Annotated in this window: 23 protein-coding genes and 1 tRNA gene; 9 read left to right on the forward strand and 15 right to left on the reverse strand. The window is 31.1% G+C overall.

What is annotated here, in order from left to right; translation table 11 throughout:
* Positions 1-12 precede the first annotated feature (12 nt).
* The 5 genes from ACXLDF_RS09865 to ACXLDF_RS09885 form a co-directional block, all read right to left on the reverse strand.
* Positions 13-1,695, reverse strand: coding sequence for a tRNA uridine(34) 5-carboxymethylaminomethyl modification radical SAM/GNAT enzyme Elp3 (locus tag ACXLDF_RS09865; protein ID WP_457558354.1), 1,683 nt, complete (start codon positions 1,693-1,695; stop codon positions 13-15).
* An 81-nt stretch (positions 1,696-1,776) separates the two neighbouring features.
* Positions 1,777-2,562 carry a class I SAM-dependent methyltransferase gene (locus tag ACXLDF_RS09870; protein WP_457558355.1) on the reverse strand — a complete coding sequence of 262 codons (786 nt, stop codon included), beginning with the start codon at positions 2,560-2,562 and terminating at the stop codon, positions 1,777-1,779.
* Positions 2,563-2,597: 35 nt separating this feature from the next.
* On the reverse strand, positions 2,598-3,503 hold the full coding sequence (locus ACXLDF_RS09875) for a dihydroorotate dehydrogenase electron transfer subunit (protein ID WP_457558356.1): 906 nt from the start codon (positions 3,501-3,503) through the stop codon (positions 2,598-2,600).
* Entirely contained in the window at positions 3,494-4,441 is a 948-nt protein-coding gene (locus ACXLDF_RS09880; protein WP_457558357.1) for a dihydroorotate dehydrogenase, read from the reverse strand. Before ACXLDF_RS09880 ends, ACXLDF_RS09875 begins: the two co-directional genes overlap by 10 nt.
* Positions 4,442-4,509: 68 nt before the next feature.
* Positions 4,510-5,145 (reverse strand): helix-turn-helix domain-containing protein, encoded by a 636-nt coding sequence (locus tag ACXLDF_RS09885; protein ID WP_457558358.1) that lies wholly within the window; start codon positions 5,143-5,145, stop codon positions 4,510-4,512.
* Between the two features lie 65 nt (positions 5,146-5,210).
* On the opposite strand from ACXLDF_RS09885, the gene ACXLDF_RS09890 reads away from it, so the two are divergent.
* A complete protein-coding gene (locus ACXLDF_RS09890) occupies positions 5,211-6,524 on the forward strand; it encodes a hypothetical protein (RefSeq protein WP_457558359.1) in 1,314 nt (437 codons plus the stop codon).
* Positions 6,524-7,246, forward strand: a complete 723-nt coding sequence (locus tag ACXLDF_RS09895; protein WP_457558360.1) for a fibrillarin-like rRNA/tRNA 2'-O-methyltransferase — start codon at positions 6,524-6,526, stop codon at positions 7,244-7,246. Before ACXLDF_RS09890 ends, ACXLDF_RS09895 begins: the two co-directional genes overlap by 1 nt.
* On the opposite strand, the gene rnhB is transcribed toward ACXLDF_RS09895, so the two are convergent.
* The 5 genes from rnhB to ACXLDF_RS09920 all read right to left on the reverse strand — a co-directional run bounded on the left by rnhB (position 7,230) and on the right by ACXLDF_RS09920 (position 12,196).
* Entirely contained in the window at positions 7,230-7,910 is a 681-nt protein-coding gene (gene rnhB, locus ACXLDF_RS09900; protein ID WP_457558361.1) for a ribonuclease HII, read from the reverse strand. The genes ACXLDF_RS09895 and rnhB overlap by 17 nt on opposite strands.
* An 84-nt stretch (positions 7,911-7,994) precedes the next feature.
* On the reverse strand, positions 7,995-9,020 hold the full coding sequence (locus tag ACXLDF_RS09905) for a helix-turn-helix domain-containing protein (RefSeq protein ID WP_457558362.1): 1,026 nt from the start codon (positions 9,018-9,020) through the stop codon (positions 7,995-7,997).
* A gap of 88 nt (positions 9,021-9,108) precedes the next feature.
* Entirely contained in the window at positions 9,109-9,975 is an 867-nt protein-coding gene (locus ACXLDF_RS09910) for an HFX_2341 family transcriptional regulator domain-containing protein (protein ID WP_457558363.1), read from the reverse strand.
* Between the two features lie 53 nt (positions 9,976-10,028).
* On the reverse strand, positions 10,029-10,829 hold the full coding sequence (locus tag ACXLDF_RS09915; RefSeq protein WP_457558364.1) for an HAD family hydrolase: 801 nt from the start codon (positions 10,827-10,829) through the stop codon (positions 10,029-10,031).
* A 164-nt stretch (positions 10,830-10,993) separates the two neighbouring features.
* Complete coding sequence (locus ACXLDF_RS09920; protein WP_457558365.1) at positions 10,994-12,196, reverse strand: CaiB/BaiF CoA transferase family protein; 1,203 nt, start codon at positions 12,194-12,196, stop codon at positions 10,994-10,996.
* Between the two features lie 147 nt (positions 12,197-12,343).
* On the opposite strand from ACXLDF_RS09920, the gene ACXLDF_RS09925 reads away from it, so the two are divergent.
* The 5 genes from ACXLDF_RS09925 to ACXLDF_RS09945 all read left to right on the forward strand — a co-directional run bounded on the left by ACXLDF_RS09925 (position 12,344) and on the right by ACXLDF_RS09945 (position 18,744).
* Positions 12,344-12,712: a prefoldin subunit beta gene (locus ACXLDF_RS09925; protein ID WP_457558366.1), complete on the forward strand. Its 369-nt coding sequence runs from the start codon at positions 12,344-12,346 to the stop codon at positions 12,710-12,712.
* 39 nt (positions 12,713-12,751) lie between these two features.
* On the forward strand, positions 12,752-13,867 hold the full coding sequence (locus ACXLDF_RS09930) for a DHH family phosphoesterase (RefSeq protein WP_457558367.1): 1,116 nt from the start codon (positions 12,752-12,754) through the stop codon (positions 13,865-13,867).
* A gap of 9 nt (positions 13,868-13,876) precedes the next feature.
* Positions 13,877-15,820, forward strand: coding sequence for an ABC transporter ATP-binding protein (locus tag ACXLDF_RS09935; protein ID WP_457558368.1), 1,944 nt, complete (start codon positions 13,877-13,879; stop codon positions 15,818-15,820).
* Positions 15,811-16,584, forward strand: coding sequence for an energy-coupling factor transporter transmembrane component T family protein (locus tag ACXLDF_RS09940; RefSeq protein WP_457558369.1), 774 nt, complete (start codon positions 15,811-15,813; stop codon positions 16,582-16,584). Before ACXLDF_RS09935 ends, ACXLDF_RS09940 begins: the two co-directional genes overlap by 10 nt.
* 297 nt (positions 16,585-16,881) lie before the next feature.
* Positions 16,882-18,744 (forward strand): S8/S53 family peptidase, encoded by a 1,863-nt coding sequence (locus ACXLDF_RS09945; protein ID WP_457558370.1) that lies wholly within the window; start codon positions 16,882-16,884, stop codon positions 18,742-18,744.
* Positions 18,745-18,835: 91 nt separating this feature from the next.
* Here ACXLDF_RS09945 and ACXLDF_RS09950 read toward each other — a convergent pair whose 3' ends face one another.
* The 3 genes from ACXLDF_RS09950 to ACXLDF_RS09960 form a co-directional block, all read right to left on the reverse strand.
* Positions 18,836-19,693, reverse strand: coding sequence for a hypothetical protein (locus tag ACXLDF_RS09950; protein WP_457558371.1), 858 nt, complete (start codon positions 19,691-19,693; stop codon positions 18,836-18,838).
* A 280-nt stretch (positions 19,694-19,973) separates the two neighbouring features.
* Positions 19,974-20,104: transfer RNA gene (locus tag ACXLDF_RS09955), tRNA-Lys, on the reverse strand.
* A gap of 333 nt (positions 20,105-20,437) precedes the next feature.
* Complete coding sequence (locus ACXLDF_RS09960; RefSeq protein ID WP_457558372.1) at positions 20,438-21,436, reverse strand: hypothetical protein; 999 nt, start codon at positions 21,434-21,436, stop codon at positions 20,438-20,440.
* A gap of 218 nt (positions 21,437-21,654) precedes the next feature.
* Here ACXLDF_RS09960 and ACXLDF_RS09965 point away from each other — a divergent pair, with 218 nt between their 5' ends.
* Both ACXLDF_RS09965 and ACXLDF_RS09970 read left to right on the forward strand, forming a co-directional pair.
* Entirely contained in the window at positions 21,655-21,837 is a 183-nt protein-coding gene (locus ACXLDF_RS09965) for a hypothetical protein (RefSeq protein ID WP_457558373.1), read from the forward strand.
* A 148-nt stretch (positions 21,838-21,985) separates the two neighbouring features.
* Positions 21,986-23,137 carry an NAD-binding protein gene (locus ACXLDF_RS09970; RefSeq protein ID WP_457558374.1) on the forward strand — a complete coding sequence of 384 codons (1,152 nt, stop codon included), beginning with the start codon at positions 21,986-21,988 and terminating at the stop codon, positions 23,135-23,137.
* A gap of 88 nt (positions 23,138-23,225) precedes the next feature.
* Here the strand turns inward: ACXLDF_RS09970 and ACXLDF_RS09975 are convergent, their stop codons facing one another.
* Together ACXLDF_RS09975 and ACXLDF_RS09980 are read right to left on the reverse strand one after the other, a co-directional pair.
* Entirely contained in the window at positions 23,226-23,888 is a 663-nt protein-coding gene (locus tag ACXLDF_RS09975) for an HAD family hydrolase (RefSeq protein ID WP_457558375.1), read from the reverse strand.
* Positions 23,888-24,943 carry a DNA methyltransferase gene (locus ACXLDF_RS09980; protein WP_457558376.1) on the reverse strand — a complete coding sequence of 352 codons (1,056 nt, stop codon included), beginning with the start codon at positions 24,941-24,943 and terminating at the stop codon, positions 23,888-23,890. The genes ACXLDF_RS09975 and ACXLDF_RS09980 overlap by 1 nt, the downstream gene beginning before the upstream one ends.
* Positions 24,944-24,951 lie beyond the last annotated feature (8 nt).

Here is a 24,951-nt window from a genome sequence, read left to right on the forward strand (position 1 = left end):
TAAATTTTTTTTTCATTTATCTAAATTTTTTACGACATATGGACCATATGGAGAATAACCTAAATTATAGAAGTATTCACGCACACCTATACCAGCAATTACTAAAATTCTATTAAAACCGTTTTCAATTGCAATATTTTCTGCTTTATTCATCAACTTTTTACCATAACCTCTATGTTGAATTTGACTTTTTTGAGGTGCTGAACCATGACGAACAATTTCTCCAACGACTCGAATTTCTCGTACAATGGCAGTTTTTGATTCAGTAATTTCAGGGCGGTGGGCACGATCCGAAGGAAATCTTAAACGTAGATACCCTATTAAAATCGTTTGATCGGAATTTTCATAAGATAGAAAGTGTTCCATTCCAGCAGATGCTTCATATATATCATGAAAGAATTTAATATCTTCAAAATTAACTGGATGATTCATTGTTCCTTTAGAGAGTGCTTGAAAACCTTCTTCCCGACATCTGATACACTTACAGCGCATATCATGTTTTTTCATGTAATTATTCACAATTTGTCGAAGATTGCTGTTTTTCACTCCATCAATAATCAAATCCATAGGAATATCTCTTTGAATTCGTTGAATCCGAATATAACGAGGAATTGAATCCTTTACTTTTGCAATCAATTCAATCACCTTATCTTGCGGATAGGGGGTATATTTTCCTTGTTGATATAATTTATATAATTCAGTACCACCAACAACTAAGGTTGGATAAATTTTGAGCATATCAGGGCGGTAATCTGGATTGTTAAAAATTTCTTGAAATACTTGAAAATCAATTTCAGGAGAACTTAGCGGTAAATTCGGCATTAAATGACAATTAACTTTAATTCCACTATCCTTTGCAACTTGAATTGCCCGAATACTATCTTCTACAGTATGGTTACGATGAACAAAATCCAAAATTTCTTGTCTTGTGGTTTGAACTCCGATTTCTATCCGTGTAATTCCCAATTCGAGCAAACGATCTATATGTTCTTCAAAACAATAATCAGGGCGTGTTTCGAAGGTAATACCAATTAGTCTGGTTTCAGCAGTTTCCAATAAACGTTTTGCTATGGATAAATTTGAAGTTCTTTTATGATCATTATAATTAGGTTTACAGAAATTTAAAATGGCATCAAAACATCCATGCATAAAATCATTTTGATATTCAATTGGGGCATATAGAAAAGTTCCCCCCATTATTATCAGTTCAATTTTATCCACTTGATGACCAATTTGCTGCAAATCGATCAACCGATGAAGTGTCTGCAAATATGAATCATAATGATACATTGCAGATCTCATTGCAGCAGGCTCCCTCCCAGTATAGGATTGAGCCACCTTTTGATTTGGTTGAGAATCAGAACCAGGACAGAAAATACACGCTCCAGGACAACTATATGCTCCTGCAGGATTAGGAGCTGTCATTACTGCAACAATCGAAACGCCAGATAACGTTCGAGTCAACCTACGGCGAAGAATATGGCGTAATTTAATTTGTTCATCCTCACTGGCATGATCCAAGATTTGTGAATTACGGATTACTGAGGGAAATCCATACTTTTTCCCAATTTTGCACTTCACCGCCGTTAGCTGCTTTTTTGAAGTATTTGGGTGTGCCAATAGAAATTTTATAATATCCCGAGCTGTTTTAAAGGTTTTATCCTCTTTAACTTCAGGAGAAGTAGAAGAATTCATTTGTGATCAAGTTTCCATCCAAAAAGGTATATATAATAAAAAAAAAGCATGGAATTTGTTTTTTTCGATAATATATGAAGGCTAAGAAAACCGTTTACGGCCGCCAAAAATTGCGATTTCATAAATTTTGAAGAAAATATCAACATCAATATATCCAAGCTCTCGTAACCACTGAGTTTGAAGTTCTACTGGAGCCAATATGTTTGATTGTTTTAAAGGGCGATAATAGTATTTTTCTGCAACTTCATCCCGAGAAATGTTAGGATTAGAACGCTTATGATACATGTACAAATTTTCAATGTAGTTTTCATTATTTAGAATCACACCAAGAGAAGAAGCAGATTCTACTCTTTCCAGATTGAGAAAAAAACCATTATGTGATAATAAATCATAAATTTCACCGTAAATTTCTTTTTTTCTTCGATGAGTAAGATGGTGTATTGCAAAACCAGAAATTATGATATCAAATGGAGCGAATTGTTTTAAATCATCAACCCAATTAGCATCTTGCATATCATGTATATGAAAATGGGAGTGAGATAAGGCATTTTTTATTTTTAATTTTTGAATATTCTTTTTTGTTGCATTCAACATTATTTCTGAAATATCTGAAAAAGTTACTTCTGCATTTGGATATTCTTCCCAGAGAGCACATCCCAAGATTCCATCTCCACAACCAATATCCAATATTGAATTCACAGAAATCGAAGCATATCTAATAATATTTTGTATAATCTCGATTTCTTCCGTTGCGAAAGGAATGGCAGCTCGACTTCCTTTTAAATAGTCGCGGGAAATCTGGGTATTTTTCCACACGTTTTGGCCATTTGCAAAAGTTTCCGGGGTTTTCCCATTCTTTGAAGGCATTGGAATCACAAATTTACATACTTTAGTTTTTATATTTAGATATTATAAGGTTTTCCTGAAAAATCACGGTGAATTTTACCGAAATCACTACAATACTTAAGTTGATTGGCAGTAAACACAGGACCATCTCGACAGACGAGCAATCCAGTAGGATCTAAAGCACACAACCCACAAATACCAAAGCCACATCTCATCATCCGCTCAAGGCTTACCTGCACATCAAAATCATATTGCATGCCAATTTCTACAATTTTTTTAAGCATTATTTCAGGTCCGCAAGCATAAATTGTGATAGAAGAAACATTTGAATCAATCTGATTTTGGTTACTCATTTGATTTAAGATCTCGACCAATTTTTCAGTTGTAAACCCTTGAAAACCATAAGAGCCATCATCTGTACAGACATAAAAATCAGATGAATCTGAAAACATATCGGTTAATTCCTTCAAATATATAAGGTCTTTTTCAGTTTTTGCACCTTCAATACAGATTACTTGATCTATTTTAATTTCATTTTCATTTAAATTACCAACTAAATTTTTAACATGGTAAATTAATGGTAATACTGAAGCCATTCCAATACCACCGCCTATAATAACAGCAGTACCTGGACGAACCGAATATCCGTTTCCATACGGCCCACGAATACCAATAATATCTCCCACTTTCAATTCAAATAATTTTTCTGTGGCTTCCCCGACTTTGGCTACAGAAATTGAGATCATTCCATTATCGAAATATTTTGAGATCGACATGGGAATTTCATCAATTCCAGGAACCCAAACCATAACAAATTGACCTGGAATATAAGATATTGACTCTTGAATTGGATTATATTTAATTTTAAAAGTTTTTACAGAAGACGATTCATCAATTATTTCTAATATGGGAGTTGAAAAAGGTTTATTGAGACGGTAGTCTAAATTGGGTTTTATGGGCATTCTTTTGGCTTCACCTCCAGTTCAGAACTATATTCATGTGCTTTTCCCCGAATTTGGTTTAAATTTTCTATTTGGTTTTCTCTTAAGAACTCAAGAAGACCATCTATTATTTCTGATATAATTTCATCTCCTTGAAAGAAGGCAGAACCAATCTGAATTGTACTCGCTCCTGCATATATATACTCTAAGACATCTTGCCAAGTAAAAATACCACCAACTCCAATTAAAGGTATTGAAATATGTGGATAAAGTTCATAAATTACCCGCACACCTACTGATTTGATTGCTTTTCCAGAAAGCCCTCCAATTCCATGAGAAAGAAGCGGTCGACCTGTCTTATAATCCAAAGCTAAACCTCGTAATGTATTTATTGCAACAATTGCATCAGCACCCGCTTTTTCTGTTGCTTTTGCAATAGGAACAATATCCGCAATATTAGGAGTCAACTTAGCAAATACTGGAATGGAAACAGCCCGTTTCACCGCTTTAGTAAACTCTATTGTCAATTCTTCTGATAACGCGATTGAAGCCACTTCAGCATGGGGACAAGATATATTAATTTCAATAGCATCTGCGCCAGCTTTTTCTGCGCGCCTTGCAATTTCTGCATAACCTTCAGGTCCATCTCCAAACACACTCACAATAAGAGGAATAGAAGATTGCTGTTTATACTCCTTAATTTCTATCTCCATTTGATCGATTCCAGGATTTGCCAATCCAACAGAATTTAGAAATGTTCCTTCACCAATTTCAATAATACTTGGATTGCTGTATCCATGTCTGACACGAGCTCCTACTGTTTTTGTGGTAATTCCACCAATTCCAGCGTGTGCTAAGCGTAACATAGACCCCGGAGTTACACCAAGAATACCAGATGCCAAAATAATTGGATTAGGAAATAATATCCCAGCTATCTGACATGATAAAGAATTATTCATATCATAGTAAGAAAATACAAAACGTACTATAAAGGTTGGGTTACTGATCAAGTCGAATTAAGTTCTTATCAATTTCCAAGTAATTTACTATGGATTCGTTGAAGCATGCTTGAAAGAGAAGATTTTGCAAGATTTAATTCATTAGCAAGTTCAGAAAGTGTGATCTGGCGAGGTGTATCATAATAACCCTTATCTTTTACAAGTAAATAGATTTCAAATTGGCGCGGAGTGAGAATTTGTTCAATTAAATTCTCAGAATAATTACCTAACCTTTTTAATTCAACTTTCAACCCGTGCAACTCTAAATCTTTAATAAAATTGTCGATATTTCGCCGAGAACTACTAATATTAAATTCTGCTATTCCATTACTAACTAAAACAGGAAGATTAACTAAAATCATATTTTTTACAATTGCTCGTAAAAGAAATGGATCCTTCGTGTGGGTATTAAGTATTATCATATTCTTCTTTTTTTCCATGATTGAGTAAGAAATTAACGAAGAATGGTTATCAAGCTCTGAAATAAAGCTTTCAGGATTAGTTCCTTGTATTGAGATTAGAGAATTGCCTATAAATGGATCATGGCTAATAGGAACAAAAGCCTTTATGGCAAATTGAAGAAAAGGATAGTTCTTTGTTCGATGTAACCATAATTTGCTTGGAAATGAGATAAGAACTTTTGATTTTGCACTCCAATTAGCCATATGAAAAAAGGTGTTGAAAACCAGAAAAATTTTTTGCCCCGATCGTTTACTTATAATAGAACGATATGAAAGCCTATTTAATTCCTACAATTTATGGTTTTGTTACATTTAATGAGCAAAACGATCCAATTGCAATTGGATTGCATGATTTACCAATTGTAGATTTATCAAATTCATATAAACTGCTATCATCTGGCTCAATTCCTGATCAATTCCAGAAATATTTAAATGAATTACAAGAAAAGGGAGTTTCTACTATAATTACTGAACATCCAGTTTTAAAAAAAAGTATCGATCAAACTCAACAATTTCAATGTGAAATTATCACAGATGACGAACGATTTAGGAATTTATATGAAAATTTAAGACCAATTTTCAGCCTCTATCGTTTGCCAACTGCTTCAAATAAGTTAAGAGAACGTGTCAAGGTTTTATCTGAATTTATAATTCGAAATCAAATTTCTCAAACAGCCACTCAAAAAGATTTTTTAGTAAAACAAGCTGTAGATACCATTATTGAATTAGATAAAACAGTAAATTTCCTCTCAAATAGGTTACGTGAATGGTATGGATTGCATTTTCCCGAATTAACAGATAAGCTCATTGATGATAATCACAAGTTTGCTCTTTTCATTAACAATATTGGTTCGAGAAATCAATGCACTTCAGAAAAATTAAAATCTGTATTTTCTACTTCTGATGCTCAAATTGAAGAATTAGTTTTGAAAGCAAAACGTTCAATGGGAGGAAATCTTGTTGAATCTGATTTTTACCCTATCCAACAATTGGCAAAAAGAATAATTGATGTTAGCGAATACAGAAAGCAACTTGAACAATATATTTCAGATACTTTAGATGAAATTGCACCTAATTTAAAAGCAGTTTTGGGTTCTCAAATTACTGGAAAAATGATTGCATCTGCTGGAAGTTTAGAACATTTAGCACATATATCTTCCAGTACCTTACAAATGCTAGGAGCAGAAAAAGCATTGTTTAAAGCTATGCGATCAGGTGGAAAAACCCCAAAATACGGAATTTTATTTCAATGGAATAAAATTCGCACAGAAAAATCATATTTAAGGGGAAAAATTGCACGAATGGTCTCAGGAAAGATAAGTATCTTAGCGAAAGTAGACTATTATCATGGAGAATTTATTGGAGAATATATTAAAGAGCAAATTGATAAAAAAATCAAGCTTATTCAAAAACAATTTCCACGACCACCAAAAAAGAAAAAAGAATCACATCCAAAGAGAGTCCCCTCACGAAGTAAGCAGAGTTTTCATAAAAAAGGAAGAAAGAACAAAAACCAATATCAAAAATCAAGACAAAAATCAAGACAAAAATCATACGATAAAGCAAAAAGGAGGTATAATTAATGGGTAGAATCCGTCGACATCCTAAATTTGATGGGGTTTTTATCAGCGGGCCAAATGAAAATTTTCGATTATATACAGTTAATTTAGATACAAATCGAACGATTTATGGTGAAAAATTAATTGAAGAGAATGGAATGCAATTCAGAGAATGGAATCCCTATCGATCTAAATTGGGAGCAAGTATAAGAGCAAATGCCCGAAAAATATTCTTAGATCGTAATAGTCGTTTATTATATCTGGGAGCATCAAGTGGAACCACAGTTAGTCATTGTTCTGATATTATAACAAATGGAATCATATATGCTGTCGAATTCTCAGCGCGCTCATTACGTGAATTGGTTCAAAATTGTGCAGATCGCCCGAATGTAATTCCAATCTTAGCAGATGCAAATCATCCTTATGAATACGCTCCTTATATCTATGATAGAATCGATGTAATATTTCAAGATGTGGCACAACCAAATCAAACAGAAATTCTCATTAAAAATATATATCGTTACTTAAAACCAAAAGAAGGAAAATTTATTTATGCAATTAAATCGAGAAGCATTGATACTACTGCTAATCCTAATGAGATTTTTGAAAAGGAAATAAAAAAGCTAGAAGCTGCAGGAATGCAAATTATGGATAATGTATCAATTGAAAAATTCCAAAATGACCACATAGTTTTATTTGGAAGATATTTAGAACATCCTAAAGATAATACTATGAATATTCAGTAATTTTTCTTTGCATTTTCTCATTTTTTACCCGTTTTTTGATATTTTCAGCAGTTTTCCACCATGTTCGAACAATTGGGGGAAATTTTTGATATTTTTTATAGTATTGATAAAGAAATTTCTGCGTTTTAGGATCACTTGGATATCCTGAGCCAATATCACCATATTTCTTTTTATATCTTTCAATTTCATGATCTCGAATAGTTTTAGCAAGAATGGAAGCTGCACCCACTATTTTATAAATAGAATCACCTTTATGTTTTGATACCATTTTTTTTGGTTTAAATTGCAACATGGATTGAATTGTTCTCCCAAATCGATCTTCGATTATATCGCAAGCGTCTAAATATATCATATCTGGCGAGGGATTTGCAGAATTAAGAAGTTCGGCAAAATATTTTTCTTCCATCTGATTTAAAGTTAAATGATTTGAATAATGAAGTTCATTTATTCTCTCGGGAGTAAGGATAAATATTTTAAAATAATCACACGTCTTTTTTATTTTCTCAGCCATAATTTCCCTTTTTCGCGGAGTTAAGGATTTTGAATCATCAACGCCGATTTCTTCCAAATTATTAATCGTTTTATCAGTATAAACAACACATCCAATTACCAAAGGTCCAATTACAGGTCCTCTTCCTGCTTCATCTAATCCCGCAATCCGCATACTTCACAAAAACGCTCTAATTAATATCAATTTTTTGGATTTTAAGTAGAAACTTATTCGCACTTCTAAAAAGAAAATTATAAATCAATATTGAGCTCTTTTTCTGATTTTTTTATGAAATTTTTCAGGATATTCTAATTCGCGTAATTCCTTAGGAAAAAGATACGGTACTCTATATTTACGAGCTTTCTTTTCATTAAAAATTTCTTCATTAAATATTATTGCACCATCAACTTTATGAATTGAGATATTTGGTATAAATCGACGTTTAAGATCAGAATTTTTATCTGTTTCGATTTCTTCCATTTGAGTTCCACCGACGAGTTTATACTGAATTTTTGATAAATTTTCATCTGACTCTTCATAGATAAAAAGATCAAATGGAGAACTTCGAGTCCAATAAACTTTGAAGCCAGTATCTGCTACAATTTCATTAATCTCTTTCATAAACTCTTCGGTTTTTTTTGTTATTCGTCGTTGTAAAGACTCGTTTAATTTAATTGATGAGAGAGTTTCTTTTAAGAATAAATAAAAATCTAATGGAAGAATAATGGTTTCGCCTAAAATTTTCTCTATTTTCTTTGCGCGTTCAGAAGAAGCCCGCATTTTATTTTTTTCATACTGTGCAATTGTTTTTGTAGACACACCTAATTTTTCTGCAAGATTTTTTCGAGAAATTTGCTTATCTTCTCTTAAACTAGCCAGTTTATCACCATCTATATTATAAAATAATCCACCTTGTTTAGCAATTGCAATTGGGATCTGCGGATTTTTGATCACATTTGAAAAAGTCTCAAAATTTAATGAAACCAACCCATCTCGTAAATATAAACTACCGTTTTCCAATAAAGAGTGCCGATTTCGAGAAGCAATTAAAAGAGGTAATGCTTGAATGAGATGGCTAACAATTTTTAATTCATTAATATAATAATTTCGAATGCTGTCAATGTTATCAACAATTTTAATTAAAAGATTAGGAGAACGAGGAGAATTATGTCTTGCTAATATCTCAAAACAGAGATCAAAATTATCTTGATATTCAAAAACTTGATATTGATAATTTTGTAGTATTTGAATCGTTTGCCCCACGATATTTTCACAAAAACTCATATCATTTTCCCAAGAGTGTCAAAATATATGTACCTATTAATAAAAAGTAAATCTGAAAATAAAAGAATTTGGTTAAAAAAAATATAGATTAATTTCTTTTGATGAGAGATAAATCAATCCCATAATCATAATTCACAAAAACTTTAGCCATTTTTTCTCCTTTTTCTGTCAGAAATACGCGTTTATTTTTATTTTTCAATTGTGTTGTAATAAAACCCCAGTATTTTTCCAATTTACTTATAATATTTCTATCTAATCTCATATATTGACTCGTATTGAATTTACGTGAATCCTCATTTGGTTTCACATCAATTAGCTTGTAGACCTCAAAAATATATTTAAATAAATCCCTTAATTCTACATATTCAAGTTTATGGCCAAATTTATTTGGTTGTTGTTGTAAAGTATATATTACCTGAAGTGCTTGAATCAACAGACGATTAGGATGTTTAAATTCAAATTTTGGAGGTTCTGCAGCTCTTACTGTGCCCCGATGCATTGAATCTGCGGTAGGATCATAATCTTCACTGTAAGGGTAAACAATTTCGATATTATCCCACAATCGATGTGCGTCAATATTAGCAATAGCAACCATTTTACTACCTGTTCCAATGTTAATCCTGAATTTGACATCACAGTTGGGATGAGATTTTTGCTCCAAGTTAATTATTTTAGCAAGATTTCCAATAATTTGATAGTAATCAAGATAATTTATTCCTATTTCATGGATTTTGCATTCAGGAAGTAATCTTCGAATTTCAGATAAATTGTCATCTCGATAATTTAAATTAATGTCAATGCGATTACCATCTTCAAAATGCATATAATATAAAGAATTTGGTTTTTGCTGAGAAATAGGCTGAATTATTCGATTCCTTTCCCGGGAATTATATACAATGTGAACCTTCCAACGCGGTTTGGTTATTTTTTTTTTTACTTGTTTCTTTTTTGCCAAAATGATCACTCACTTATTTTTACTTAACTTTTCAAATAAAAAAAATGATCTTTTTAAGTATTTTCCCAAGAATATAATTTATAACCTGAGAAAAAGGATTTATTTGATTGTTGTGATTTGAATTGGATAATTAAAGAGTTTTGTAACTTTTTCCCAGCCAAATTACAAATATCTGCTTCATTATCAATAAATCCGATAATATTCAAATAATTATCCTGGTGGATAGTAGATAGGAAGTTTTGCTTAAAAATATAATCTTCTTCATCAAAAGATTTTTTCATTTTTAAAGTGAAGTTTTGTTTGGATAAAAACGGAAAAACTCTTTCAATAATCTTCAATGTTTCACTTTTCATCAACTTTTCAATCCTTCCAGTCAAAAATATCAAGTAAATATTCATGTCGATACACCATCGGATGAATTTATCTACTCCAGAATATGCTCGATCGAAATGTAAGAATTTATTTGATAAAAATTCTTTCAAAAATCTTTGTTTGATTTGAAGAAATTGGGAATTTGTATTAATAAAAGGTTGTAATATTGAAAGAATTGAATAAGGATTCTTTTTTTTATATTCTTCAAATGTTAAGTTTAAAGATTTCAAAAAAGGATATTGGTGAACGATGATATTTTCAAAAATTTTATACTGGCGATATTGATTATCAATAATAGTGCCATCCAAATCAAGAATTAAAACAGGTTTTTTCGAATTTTCTAGATTTGCTTTTTGATATGATATTTTTTCTAATAGTAGTAATTTTAGGTAATTTACATCAAATTTATCCTTAATTTGGGAATTTTGTCGGATTTTATCTTTATAATCTGCTACATCTTTAGAAATTTCAACAGAAACCATTCTACTTAATGTATATTAATACACCATATAAATCACAAGAAGTTAGCAAAAAAAAGAAATAAATTATTTCAACTTATTCGCACAAATGAATCTCAGTGTTGTTAAGAATATTATCTTGATAAACTTATTCGCACCCTTTTTCTCCTGCATTTGTTCCATTGTACTCATCGAAAACAACCTTTTTTTTCAAAATTTACAATATCCTTATCATGGAAACCAAATTCTAATAAAATTTCTTTAGTATTCTCTCCAATTTTTGGAGATTCCTTTAATGATTGAAGAGAAAAATGCGAGAACCTAACTGGAATTCTTAGAATATTTATAGTTCCAACCCTAGGATCTTCAAACTTTTCAATATTTTCACGTTCAATTATTTGTGGATGGTTAACTGATTCTTTAAAACTTAAAACAGGGGTAATACATGCTTCTTTTGATTTGAATAATTCTAACCATTCATTTAGTGTTTTTGATTGAAATTTCTGGGAAAATTTTTCAATCATATTAAGTTGTTCTTGCAAAGTGCCGTATTGTTTAGATTTATATTCGGGAAATTCCAAAACATCACAGAGATTTTCCCAGAATTTAAGTTCTATAGCAGCAACTGATAAGAATCTTCCATCTTTTGTCCTATAAATATTATAAAATGGCTGATTACCAATTAAAAAATTATTCATTTGAGAAACACCAGCAAATGTATAAGCTAATGCAACTGGATTCATAGAAAAGCAAGCATCTAACATTGATACATCAATTTGTTGCCCTAATCGATTAGGATGATTATTTCTGGCAAATAGTGCAGATAAAATACCAATGACTGAATATAAACTCCCGCCTAAATCAGCCATTTGAAATCCGGGAACAAGAGGATAAGGAATTTCATTATCTTTTCTAAAATTTTTTTGATTATTTAGAAATAAATTACCAGATAATGCCATATAATTCAAATCATGACCTGGTTTTTCCGCTAAACATCCATATTGACCATATCCAGTCAAAGAACAATAAATAATGGATGGATTGATTTTTCGTAATGTAGAATAATCAATCTTTAAATCGACAGTTTTTCCAGGTCGAAAGCTCTCAATAATAACATCTGCTTTTGATACTAATTTATAAAAAATTTCTAATGAAGAAGGATTTTTTAAATTCAAAGCAAGAGATTGCTTGTTTTTCATCAAAATTGTATTTAAAATGGATTTTTTTTCTTTCTCATTGAAATAATATGGAGGAAATTCTCTGTACATATAATTTGGATCTTCAATTCTAATGATCCTTGCACCTAACTCGCTTAAGATCATTGTACAATAAGGACCTGGCAATAATCGAGTTAAATCGATAATTGTAATTCCATTTAGTGGATTATCCATATGTAATTTTGAAGCATTTGAGAATATAAGACTTTTGACAAAATTTAAAGGAGAAATTTCTTACCATAATAAAAATCTAAATTGAGATTTTTGCTAGAACTTATTAAAACCACAAATTTGAAATTGAGGAAATGATTACTGTAGCTTATGGAAAACCCCGCAAATATGAAATTCTCTCCCCAAGATCAACAAGAGATCCTCCGTTTTCAGCAAATTCAAAAACAATTAGAATTATTTACCCAACAACTTACATCGATGGAACTCCAAGCCAAAGACATGGAACAAGCCTTGAATGAATTGGAAAAGGCAAATGAAGATGCAGTTATATATAAAGCCGTTGGGGGGCTTTTTATAAAAAAATCTAAAGGAGAACTGCTTGAATCAACAAAAAACGCCAAAGAAAGCTTAGAACTAAAAATAAAATCCTTAAAAAATAATAAAAACCGCATTGAAACACAATTTGAAGAGAAACGAAAAAAAATCGAACAAATCTTCAAAGCACAAGGATATTCATGATAAAGAAAACTTTTTTTAATTTAAAAAAAAGGTGTTTATATGAGTTATTTTGCTGATTTTTTTCGACACGAAGATTTTCTTTCCAATCTTTTTTCGTTAATGAATCAAGTATCATCAGCAGTTATTACCGCTCATATAAATGCTGATCCTGACGCATTAGCATCTGCATTAGGTTTAAAAGGATTAATCGCTCAAAAACATCCAAATTTTCCTATTCATATCATACTTCCAGAATTAAATAAAACAGCTTTAAATATTTTTCAGCATTTTAATTTCGATTCTCCTTTAAGTTATATTGAAAAAGAGTGGCCTCAACACATTGAACTTATGATAATGGTTGACACTTCTGATTATGAAATGATTTGTGCCCCATATTCCGTCGATTCTACCAAAAAAGTCCTTGAAATTGACCATATTGTAGTTATAGATCATCATCATATTGATCCTAATTCATCAATTTGCTATGATTACATGCATATTCTACCTGATTACTCATCAGCAACTGAAATTATTATTGAATTTTATCGAACATTACAGTATGAACCAGATATCAATATTGCCAAATTTCTGTTAGCAGGTATTATTACCGATACAGGTCATTTTCGCTATGCTAATGCACGAACTCTTGAAAATGCAAAGATGCTATTAGATAGAGAAATAAAAATTGCTGAAATAAATGTAGCTTTAACCAATAAAATGGCACGTCCTGAAAAAATAGCTCGGTTAAAAGCAGCAATGCGATTATCAGATCTACATTATATAAATAAATTGATAATAGCAATTAGTCATGTTAGCAGTTATGAAGCATCTGCATGCAAAGCATTATTAGATTTGGGAGCGGATATTGCTTTTGTTGTTGCATTTGAGCGGAAAAAGTTATTTTTTCGAATATCTGGAAGAGTACGTGAAGAAGTTATACAAAATTTTGATTTTCACCTTGGAAAGTTTATGACCAAATTTGGAAATCAATGGCAAGGTTCAGGAGGGGGACATGATGGCGCAGCTGGTTCTTATGGATCACTTGAAACGATTAAACCAAACTCAAGCTTTTTTTATAAACAGACAAAACGACTAAATAAGCAAGAATTCGATGCTGTTTTCTTTCCTATTATTGAATCTAAACTCTTAAAACTACTCCGCGAATTTCTACTGTAGGTAACTTCAATGACCTCAACAATTTCAATTCCAATAGAATGTCAAGATTTTTCGTTTATATATAGAACAGTCAAAAAATTAGCATTAAGCAAAATAAATTTAATCATTGAACCTAAAAAATTCTATTTATTAGCAGGTCCCACGGGATCTGGAAAAACAACATTAATTCGTGCAATTAACGGCCTTATCCCTCATTTTTATCATGGTAGGTTTTTCGGATATGTGAAAATCAAAGGTATTGACTCAATAGATTCTTCACCAGCACACTTATCTAAACATGTGGGTACTGTTTTTCAAAATCCTGAAAATCAACTTTTTTCTATGTCTGTTGAACGGGAATTAACATTTGCTCTTGAAAATTTAGGATATTCAAGACAACATATTTCAGCACAAATTACTAAAGCAATTAAATTAACTAAAATTGATAATTTACTCAATCGTTCTCCTTATGAATTAAGTGGAGGAGAACAGCAAAGAGTGGCAATTGCTTCCATTTTAGCATTAAATCCAGAAATAATTGTACTCGATGAACCTTTATCCAGTTTAGATCCTCTCACAGCTGCAGATATCATGCATTTATTAGTTCAATTACAACAAGATGAAGGTAAAACGATTATTATTTCAGAACACCGTTTAGAATATGTTTTAAACGCGGTGGATGAAATCATCGTTATTAATGAAGGTAAACTTCAATCTAAAGAACCAACATTTACTCTGCTTAAACAAGATATCTTGTATCGATTAGGAATAGATATTCCAGTCCTTTTACATTGGTTTTATTCTCATCAAGATACTGATAATAAGGAAGAAGAGAATAAAAAAGAAGATCAGCAAGAATTATCCGCAATACCAATAACTCAGACGGATCAGCTCGAATATTTAAGGAAATACTGCCAAAACCAATTAAAATTATTGAAAACCCAAGTGATTGACAAGCAAAATCAATTTTTTATTAATAAATTCCCATACCAAATTGAAAAACGTAAACAAAATATAAAAAAGAATTTTCTTGATAAATCGCAACCCATCTTGTCTATTGAAAATTTATCGTTCTCTTATGAAGGTTCAATAAAAAAATCAGATAAAGGCTTTTTCTTAACTGGTATTATAAAAAAATTAAAAGACAAAAAGAAACAAAAAAATACTTTAAATTCTTTTGATAGAACTAATTCAATTTATTTACCTGTACTTAATAGTAATTCCACCCAATTTTTCAAGGGTGAAATTGTAGGAATTGTTGGTAAAAATGGTGCAGGAAAAAGCACATTTGTACGATGTATAACCAATCTTCTATCGAATTTTTCTGGAAATGTCTTTTTGAATGGAAAAAATACAAAAGATCTTGAAATACACCAAATCACTCAAAAAATTGGTTTAGTTTTCCAAAATCCTGATCATCAACTTTTTTCAAATACAGTAGAAGCTGAACTTCAATTTTCTTTAAAAAATCTTCCTCTTTCAACTGCTGAACGAGAAAAAAGAATTGATGAAACCTTAAAATTGCTTGAAATCGACCAATTCAAAAGTACATCACCATTTAATTTGTCAGGAGGTCAAAAAAAGAAAGTTGCTTTAGCTTCAATTCTTTGTCGAAATCCAGAAATTATTATTTTTGATGAACCTACAATTGGTCAAGATGCGAAAGAAAAGCAAAAATTACAAGAGATTATTCTTGATGCTCGTTTAAAAAATAAAACAATTATTATAATTTCTCATGATCTTGAATTTCTTATTCAAATTGCAACCAGAATAATTGTTTTCGATCAAGGTCAAATTCTTGCAGATGATCATCCAAATATTATTTTTCAAGATCATTATCTTTTAAAAAAATGTCATCTTAAACCTCCTGCCTTCTCTTCACTTTATGCTCAATTGTGTCAAGAATTTCCCCAACTTCCGTCTAATATTTTATCAATCGAACAATTAGAAGGGTTTTTCAAATCATGTCGCTAAAAATTACACAAACATTTAACTTTATGAAGAAAACTACCTTTTTCCATAGTTTAGATCCACGAACAAAAGGGCTTATTATTCTTCTGTATGGAACTCTTGTAATGGTTGTTGGTGATTTATTCACATTGTTAATGGTTACTATATTTGCTATAAGCATTATGATTATATCAGGTTTAGGAACTAAATTAATTGAGGGAATTCAATCTTTATGGCTAATTTATTTACTAATTTTTATTATCAATTCCTATATGCAGAGTTTAAATTTAGCTTTTATTCTAATTTTACGTTTTTTTAACTTCATGATGGTTTTTGCAGTGTTTTTTCAAACGACTATGCCTGAAGATCTCTCTCAAAGTTTGATTCAAATCCATGTACCCTATAATATGGCTTTTACTCTCTCTTTAGCTTTCCGTTTTATTCCAACTATGGCTCAAGAAACTGAAAATATAATTGAAGCCCAAAAAAGTAGAGGACATCAATTCAATAAAGGAGGATTATTCCAACAAGCGCGTAATTTCTTTCCTTTGTTAATTCCACTTATTATTGGTTCTATTCGTAGAGCGTTTCATGTAGCAGAAGCCTTAGAAACACGAGGTTTTGGTGTTTTAAAAAAACCTACTTTCTATCGAAAATTGCAAATGAATAGGAAAGATTGGTTAGTATTAAGTTGTTTATCTTTGATTGTTGTAATAGCAATTATTTTAGAAATTCTGCAAAAACAAAACCAAATTTTAATTCCTTGGAGATATAATTTAAGCATTTAACTGATTCTTTTTTATTTATTTTTTTACTATCAGAAATCATTAATTCAACACATTCTCTTTGTTATTCATATAATTACTATTTATGCATATTATATAGAAAAATAGTAGATATAAAGTAAAGTTAATATATCTAATATAATCTTGAATTAAATGAGTAATTTCCTAAAGTTCTTTTTGTTCATTTGGTTCTTTTAGAGATGAAAAAACAATCAATCATCCACTCATCCACTCATGAACTCATCCACTCAGCCAATCAACAAATTTTGAAGCATATATTCAAGATAAGGTGAAAATAGAATGCCCATTAAATCAAAGAATAAAAAATTTTTATTCGTCATTATTAGCACATTTCTTATTTTTGGTATAGGAGGAACAACATATTATTGGCTCCAAAATTCACCTAATTCACCCATTTTTCATAATGATGAATCAAAAAACGAGACTATTCCAATTATCCTAGCACCACCTGCACATTCAATCTATCACTGGGCAAATATCATCTTATCATGGAATATCACAACTAACTCATCAACATATCAATATTTTTGCACAATCAATGATATTCTCAAATTTTCTGAAACTAATATTTCCCTTTCTCAGATTAATTTTACAATAGGTCCTTTTTCAGCAGGAATTTATAATATTACTTTGAAAGTCACAGATGACAAGGGATTTTCTAACCAAAATTCAACTATATTGAATGTTTTGCAAGATCAAGATTCTGATAAAGACTTGCTTTTCGATCATCAAGAAATAGAACTTTTCCAAACAGATCCAAATCTAAATGACACCGATGGAGATTTTCTTGAAGATGGCTCAGAAATATTAACCTATTTTACCGATCCATTGAAAAATGATACGGATTTAGATTTACTTGGGGATGGAAGTGAAGTGTTTGTTTACTTTACCAATCCTATTATAAATGATACTGACTCCGACGGATTAATCGACGGCGCTGAAATTTTTGAATTTTCCACGAATCCACTTTCGAATGACACTGATTCTGATGGTTGTGATGATTTTTCTGAATTAAAATTCTATTATACTGATCCTTTAAATGCTGATTGCAGTGCAACCAATTGGGACGGCGGGTTAATTGAAATAACCGTAGAATTTAGACCAGATGAACCCCATTTTATTCCTTATGCAATTATTTCAGAAAGAAGCACCTTTAAAATACCGCGTTTACTTTACATTTATCTAACTGAGCGAATTAGATATGATAGATTAAATATATCAGACTTTTCTTATCAATCATTTAATTCATCTACTGGGAACAATAGTTCTAAAACTTTTTACATTTCTGCCATTCAACGAATTTCACCAATCCGTATCTTAGTTATTGACAATTTTAACAGCACAGATTATGCTGAAAGAATCCATGGAAATACATGTGTAACTATCTGTAAAGAAACCTTAAGTACAATTTTCGGAACTGATGAAACTACTCAAAATTTTCTCATTCTTTCCTATTCTGTTTCAGAGAGTAACCGATCATGGGGCACGGCTTTTCAATATGCCATCGCTCAAGGAGTAGATGTAATATCTTTATCACAAGTTTCTACTTATGGTTCCACTCCTTTCTTTGATGAAATCTCTGAATGTGTAGAAAAATATCACATTGTATTCTCTGCAGGATCTGGAAATGATAATCGAGGTGATCCAGTATTGAATGCAACAAATAATTTAAGATATCCCGCCACTCATCCAGATACACTGGTAGTTGGAGGAATTATCCAAAATACACATGTAAATCCTTCACAATGGGAACGCTGGAATGAAGGCCCAGGAAATCCAGGTTCTAATTGGGGAAGAGGAGTCGTGAATTACAATAATACCAATTATTATAGCGCTGTTGAATTGGTTGCAGATTGTAAACGTCACATTGCATTTTCTGATTACTACGGTGTTTCTTGGGCAATACCTCAAATAGCGGGTATGGCAGCAGCTTTAATTTATAGTAATTCTCTATTAACTCCATCTGATGTTCGCATTTTATTAATTTCAACTGCAATTCAGATTACTCCTTCTCTCTATAACTACACGAGTAGCCCATTTACAAATTCTACAAATTGGCCGACAGGATGGAATCCAGAAGTGGGATATGGTATGCCTGATATTAATCTTGCAATAACTCAAGCATTAAGCATCTACATATGATGAAATATCAAAAAAACTTTTCACACTAATACTAATCACACTTAGCGTTCTATCATTGGAGTGAAAAGTCCATTTTTTCAATTACATAAAGTTACATATCATCCTTATCAAGAAGGAAAGCAGCAATCACCGAAGCACTCAATAAAGATTTTTGAGATATGGCGGTACTGAAAATACTTAGCCAACCAATTTTCTCTACATTAATTATACCCAGCAACCCCGAAATTAAATACCAAACCATTAAAACAAATACAATAATCACAAATACTAAATCTAAATAATAATCCCAATTGTGTGACTTTGACTTTGAATCTTGCTTAGATTCAGTTGGCGTTTCATCTGGCGATCCATTTTTATTATTTAATTCTTTATTGCTTTCTATTATTGATTCTTCTTTTGCTTCATTTTCATGCCCAGATCCTTCACCGGATTCTTCTCCATTCTTCTTTCTGTGCTTTCGAAAAAATCGCGCCAATTGACATACATAATTAAAAATGGCAAACCCAAGAACAAAAAACAATGTTCCAACCATATGAAGCCAAGCAACGGCATAGAACCGATTTATATTAGCATTTGGATAATCCCATGAAAGCCCAATCCCAATTGCTCCTAAAAAAAAGAATATCAAAAGAATTGCTTTTGTTTTATAATATTTCAAAGACGAATGTCGAAAATACATTATTGAGGTCGCCAAAATGGGCAAACTAATCATCCAGAATCCAATTGCAAATATCCATCGTGAAGGATTCACAAATTCAATCTCATAGGCTCCAACTCTTGGAAATACATAAATATAAATTGCACCCAAATCACTAATTGTCTGATAAAATCCGAAATAATGACGAACTTGTTCATATACCACCCAACAAATCGCAATATTAATAACAAGGGCTACTGCAATGCCCCAAATCATCCAACGCAATGTTTTTTGTATTTTTGTTGTACTCATCTTGGTGTATATTACTAAGCTTATCCCTTTTAACATTTCGGTGAGATATTCACTATAAATGGATAAAAATTATTATAGTATTAAGATGAGTAATGCTTAATTTTGATTAATATTATAAGAAATATCTATATGTATCTGGGAAAAAATTGCTCAGATTTGGACACTAATCATAATAAATCTCATAAAAAATGATGAATTAAGTTTTTTCCTTTCTCTCTGATGAATAAATAATAAAAGTAATATTTATTTCGCAGAAAAACCCATTTTCAGAAAAAGATAGCGGGCTATGAGGGATTCGAACCCCCGGCTTGCGGGTTTCGCTCTGCCTAAGATAATAGGTAGTTAAAAGCCCGACACGCTAGTACCAATCCGAAAAATTAATTTTCGGTCACCTGGCTGCGTCAATAGCCCTTGTTAATCAATCTTCTTCATTTGAAAAAGATTATCTAACGAGAGATATAATCGTGAACTGAATAAAAATTTTTTGAAAAGTTCCCATAAACTTTAAAGGGAATGCAGACGCGCAGAGATTGAGATGAATTTGGATCTGGTTGATTAAAATACTTTGATTCTTTCAATATATCTTGATAATTTATCGATTATTATTTCTAAAAACTTATTCGCACAAACTAATCTACACAAATTCATCAAGAGAAAATTAACTTTTTTTCTTGATTCTTACAACTTAAAGAAAACAATGATGAATGTCTTGAATAGTCCTTTTCCTCTGTTTTGTTAATTATATCAACTTGTTTGTCGAATAATTTTTTTTTCATAAGGAATAAGCCCAATAGGACAACCTGTATTCGAAAGTTCAGATGCAAATTCAACACCAATCAAGCCAATTAGCCGTTCTCGCAGTTCTTCAGAAATTTTCATATAAAAAAAGCGAGCATTTGGAAGTTCTTGAGCAATTAATGCAAATTTCCGTTGATCATGAATAACATCTGTTGTAGCATTAAAAATAAATACTTCTTCTCGAATTTGTGCTAAGTTACCCAATAATTCAAAATTTCTTGCTTGAAACGCTGCTTTTTTCCATTTCCATAGAACTGCATGATGGATGAATTCAATAATTCTTTTTCGCTGAGTAGGTAAAGAGTGATTTCGAAGTTTTAAATATGTTAACAAGGGTTTCAATAACCATATCAACCAAACGGGAATAATTGGCGCCATATTCAAAAACCAGTGAGGGTACTGCAGACGATGCATAGGATCCACTAAAACATAAGTAGGTGCTTGAAGAATATGGTTGATCAACCCATATAAAATAATAGATGAACCCCAACACGTTCCCATAAGGACAAAATCCTTTTTAACTAAATTAAAGTGTTCTAAAACAATTTTAACATCAAGAGCATTTTGTTCCATCGAAAAAGAACCTGTTTTACGGTTAATTCGACTACTTTTCTTCTCTCGTGTTTCTATATAATAAAATTCAATATAATTATAGAATATTTCAAATACATCACGAAATCCAGAAGGAATGACACCCCAACCAGGAATAATTACGATCGGACGTTTTGAAATTAGATATTGTGGGCGATAATGGAAAACTCGAATGGTTCCATCATTAACTGGTACATGAACAATCTTAGAAATAGTTGGATCCCAAAAATTAGGGAGCATTTTTGGATGTGGGTGAACCATTTTCATTATTCTTTCATGGAGTTGGGCTTCTAATATGGAATCCATTTGAAATATTGAAGAAAAATTCAAAAGAGGGTGGTTAGTGTTATCCAAAGTATCGCACCAAATCAAAGATAGTTTCAGTTGAGAATGTTAAATTACGCTTGGAAATTTATCTTTCTACATAAACGTTTGGAAATGATCTATATTTTAATAAACATTTATCGAGATGATTATTTTATTGTGAGCATTCTATTTTCACTTATGTCCAGTATTCTATTCTGAAAAAAGGAGTAAATTATATTATGAAATGTGAATTTTGTCAGAGGAAAGTGACCACAATATTACCCAGTTTAGATGGAACAGAAAATTTCTATGTATGTGATTTTTGTGAGGAGGATATACTACTTGAAGAAATTAAAGAATATAGCCATAATCAACAATATTGCAGAGATGATAAAAAACTTCAAAAATATCTTTACAAAGTTCATCGTGGCACCATATTGCTACAATAATAGGGGTATAAACAAGTGAAATATACTGTGATATGTGTAGATTAGTTTTTTCTTCTTTCTTTTCTCCATACTTTTCTTTTTATTTTTTTTATAGTTTTCACACTTCCACAAATGCTTTTTAACATAAGATTCATAACAATGATTAATCATGTCGTTTCAACGATTTTGGATCGATTTAACATTAAAAATAAAACAGAATCGCTGGCCTTTTGTAATTTTCTTCCTTTTCTATTTATTTGGAGCAGTTTATTACGGCATTCATGAACAAAACGCAAGTCTTGGACAAATTTTACTAATTGCTCTATGCGTACATCAACCCACTATTACAAATGATTTATCTGCATTATACCAACTATTATTTCCTATTTTCTTAGAAGTAGTAGTTTTTGGCTTTTTAATTGGCGCTTTATTAGAGCGTTATAATCCTGTTGTTACCAGTAAGATTATTGCAGCACATCAAAGTAATCACACAATTGTTTTAGGATATCATCATTTAGGAGAAAGAATTGTTGAATATTTGCAAGAGAAGAAAAAACCGTATTCTCTAATTGAAATGGATAAATCTAAAGTTTTGGATTTAATAGATAATGGTGAACCAGTTGTCGTTGGAGATTTTACTGAAAAAGCTACGTTATTGGATGCTGGAGCGGATAAATGTAAGGAAGTTTTTTTTGTTACTAATGATTTTAGAAAAGCACTGATAAGTATTAGTAAAATCCGTGAAATTAACAAAAAATGTAATCTTTATCTGCGTGTTTTTGAAGAAGAACTACAAGACTATCTGGAACAAGAGCCATGGAATGCTTTTACATTCTCTACTTCTCAATGGAGCTTGGAATATATTAAAAAATGGACCAAAAGCAAAATTGGCACTTCTGTTGTACTGGGATTTAACCATATATCCCAATTGATTTCTAATCATATTGCTCATGAACTAAATCGAGAAGTCATTCTTATAGATCCAAAAATAGATGAAGAAATTTATATAGATGACCCTAAAATAAAAATATTCCAAAATTCATATACTACAACGAAAGGTTTGAAAGACATCTGTGATTTAAAGCAAGTTAGCCAATTATTCATTTGTTGGAAAAGTGAAACTCATTTTTCAGAAGCAATTTTGTTGGTTATGGAAATTTCAAAAGAATTTCCTGAAATAGAGATATATGTTAGAATCTTTGATGAAGAGACAATTCCTATTTTTGCCCAATATAATATAAAAACTTTTTCAACTTCATCAAAAGCATTTGAATTGCTTCAAAAAGCAGTCAAATCCAATTCAGCACTAAGGAATCCTTAAAATTTAGATTTTGAATTTTTTAACTATTGATTTTTTTGGATACTTATTTTTTTAACTTCTTAATTTTCTAAAATCTTTTATCAAATAATTAGAACAATGAATGAAAATCAAGATCACTAAAGGAATCTATAATTAAATCAGCTTCTGAAAGCTTATCTCGAGGAAAACTAGTGGTAATTGCAATTGTGAATGCCCCGCTAGCCTTTCCTGCTGAAACTCCAGTTTGTGAATCTTCGATTACAATACATTCATAAATTGGTATTTTCAGTCGTTCAGCAGCGACTAGAAAGATTTCAGGGTCAGGTTTTCCCATTTTTATGTCATCAGCACTAATTATATGATTTGTGGTAAAATACGAAGATAATCCTGATTCTGTTAAATTAAATTCGACCTTAGAACGTATTCCTGAAGAAGCGAGGATTCTTGGAATGGATTGTGTTTTTAAGTATTTGAGTAAATCTTTCACACCAGGAATTGCGACGATCTTTCCATGTGCAATTTCTTGATAGACTTGTTCTTTATATGTGGAGATTTTTTGTAAAACTTCTGGAGAATAATTAAGATTAAATTTGTGAAAAAAGAATTCAACCACTTCTTGTGTAGTTTTGCCTAGCAACGCATCATAATTAGTTCCGATATCAATTCTATATTCTCTTTGAAATACTACATTCCAAGCACCACAGCTCCAAGGCTCAGAATTAACCAAGACACCATCACAATCAAAAATGACACCCCGAAATCTTTTCATCATTATTTAGAAGAATTCTTATTTGGCTTTAAAATTTGTTTAAATACTTTTATCTGTGAAGAATTATTCCATGAATTTCTTTTCATATCATAGAAAATGCGTTGTAATGTAAGATCAATAAATGTCTTGTGCTTTAATTGTGAAAGATGAAGATTTTTTTTCAAACCTAAAGTAGAATCGACTCGAAAAAAGTTTTTCAAAGAAAATGGATATTGAATTCCACTAACACTAACATTCAAACCTTTTTTGAGGTTATTGTGAACTGCTGCTAAGAACATAGTACCAGTACCGCTGAATAAATCAAGAATGCGTGCTTCAGAATTCGGAGCATAAGTGTTAATTAAGTATTCAAGTAATAAAACAGGTTTCGGGTTTAAATACCGAAGAAAGGGTATAGATATGATATTTAATAGTGAATGTTGCAGTTCAGCGCGGCTTTCTATGGAAGTAGGAAATTTATCCAATATAGATTCAGGTGAATTAACTATACAGGATTTATTCAAAAATTGGTGGAATTTTTTGCGATTTTTTGCATAAGTGATAATATAAGTATGGTTTTGGGTGAAAAAAGTATTTGATTTGGCTCCAGAGAAAGATTTCCAAATGTGAGTACCTATAAAGTTATGTGCTCCTAACAAATCATCCATCAATAATCGAATATAGGAATATTCTTTGTCATCACAGCAAATTTGGATGATCCCGCTGTTAACATGAAGAAGATCCAAACTCAAACGCAAACGAAGATACATCATTTTTAACCACTGGAGGTGTGAACAACCAGAATACCAAATTTGTGGAGATTTGGATGAAAAATCATTTATAATTACATCTAAATGGCTATTGTATGGAGGATCGACAAAAATTAAATCATATTTCTTAACTACTTCATGATTTAAAAGATATCTAAGAACTTCCAAATTATTTCCAATAAATAAGGAATGTGTGTTATCTCCTTGACCAATGTTCATTTCAGGTCGTTCGATGTAAGAAAATAGCGATTTTTTTTCCAGAATTCGATTTAGCGAAGGTAATGAGGTAATAAATTTATTCCACAACACAAAGATCA

Source organism: Candidatus Harpocratesius sp. (genome assembly GCF_054039255.1).

Bases quoted from the DNA above. Each gene is read 5' to 3' on its own strand.
- ACXLDF_RS09865 (WP_457558354.1), bottom strand. From the start codon at position 1,695: ATGAATTCTTCTACTTCTCCTGAAGTTAAAGAGGATAAAACCTTTAAA.
- ACXLDF_RS09870 (WP_457558355.1), bottom strand. From the start codon at position 2,562: ATGCCTTCAAAGAATGGGAAAACCCCGGAAACTTTTGCAAATGGCCAA.
- ACXLDF_RS09875 (WP_457558356.1), bottom strand. From the start codon at position 3,503: ATGCCCATAAAACCCAATTTAGACTACCGTCTCAATAAACCTTTTTCA.
- ACXLDF_RS09880 (WP_457558357.1), bottom strand. From the start codon at position 4,441: ATGAATAATTCTTTATCATGTCAGATAGCTGGGATATTATTTCCTAAT.
- ACXLDF_RS09885 (WP_457558358.1), bottom strand. From the start codon at position 5,145: ATGGCTAATTGGAGTGCAAAATCAAAAGTTCTTATCTCATTTCCAAGC.
- ACXLDF_RS09890 (WP_457558359.1), top strand. From the start codon at position 5,211: ATGAAAGCCTATTTAATTCCTACAATTTATGGTTTTGTTACATTTAAT.
- ACXLDF_RS09895 (WP_457558360.1), top strand. From the start codon at position 6,524: ATGGGTAGAATCCGTCGACATCCTAAATTTGATGGGGTTTTTATCAGC.
- rnhB (WP_457558361.1), bottom strand. From the start codon at position 7,910: ATGCGGATTGCGGGATTAGATGAAGCAGGAAGAGGACCTGTAATTGGA.
- ACXLDF_RS09905 (WP_457558362.1), bottom strand. From the start codon at position 9,020: ATGAGTTTTTGTGAAAATATCGTGGGGCAAACGATTCAAATACTACAA.
- ACXLDF_RS09915 (WP_457558364.1), bottom strand. From the start codon at position 10,829: ATGGTTTCTGTTGAAATTTCTAAAGATGTAGCAGATTATAAAGATAAA.
- ACXLDF_RS09920 (WP_457558365.1), bottom strand. From the start codon at position 12,196: ATGGATAATCCACTAAATGGAATTACAATTATCGATTTAACTCGATTA.
- ACXLDF_RS09925 (WP_457558366.1), top strand. From the start codon at position 12,344: ATGGAAAACCCCGCAAATATGAAATTCTCTCCCCAAGATCAACAAGAG.
- ACXLDF_RS09930 (WP_457558367.1), top strand. From the start codon at position 12,752: ATGAGTTATTTTGCTGATTTTTTTCGACACGAAGATTTTCTTTCCAAT.
- ACXLDF_RS09935 (WP_457558368.1), top strand. From the start codon at position 13,877: ATGACCTCAACAATTTCAATTCCAATAGAATGTCAAGATTTTTCGTTT.
- ACXLDF_RS09940 (WP_457558369.1), top strand. From the start codon at position 15,811: ATGTCGCTAAAAATTACACAAACATTTAACTTTATGAAGAAAACTACC.
- ACXLDF_RS09945 (WP_457558370.1), top strand. From the start codon at position 16,882: ATGCCCATTAAATCAAAGAATAAAAAATTTTTATTCGTCATTATTAGC.
- ACXLDF_RS09950 (WP_457558371.1), bottom strand. From the start codon at position 19,693: ATGAGTACAACAAAAATACAAAAAACATTGCGTTGGATGATTTGGGGC.
- ACXLDF_RS09970 (WP_457558374.1), top strand. From the start codon at position 21,986: ATGTCGTTTCAACGATTTTGGATCGATTTAACATTAAAAATAAAACAG.
- ACXLDF_RS09975 (WP_457558375.1), bottom strand. From the start codon at position 23,888: ATGATGAAAAGATTTCGGGGTGTCATTTTTGATTGTGATGGTGTCTTG.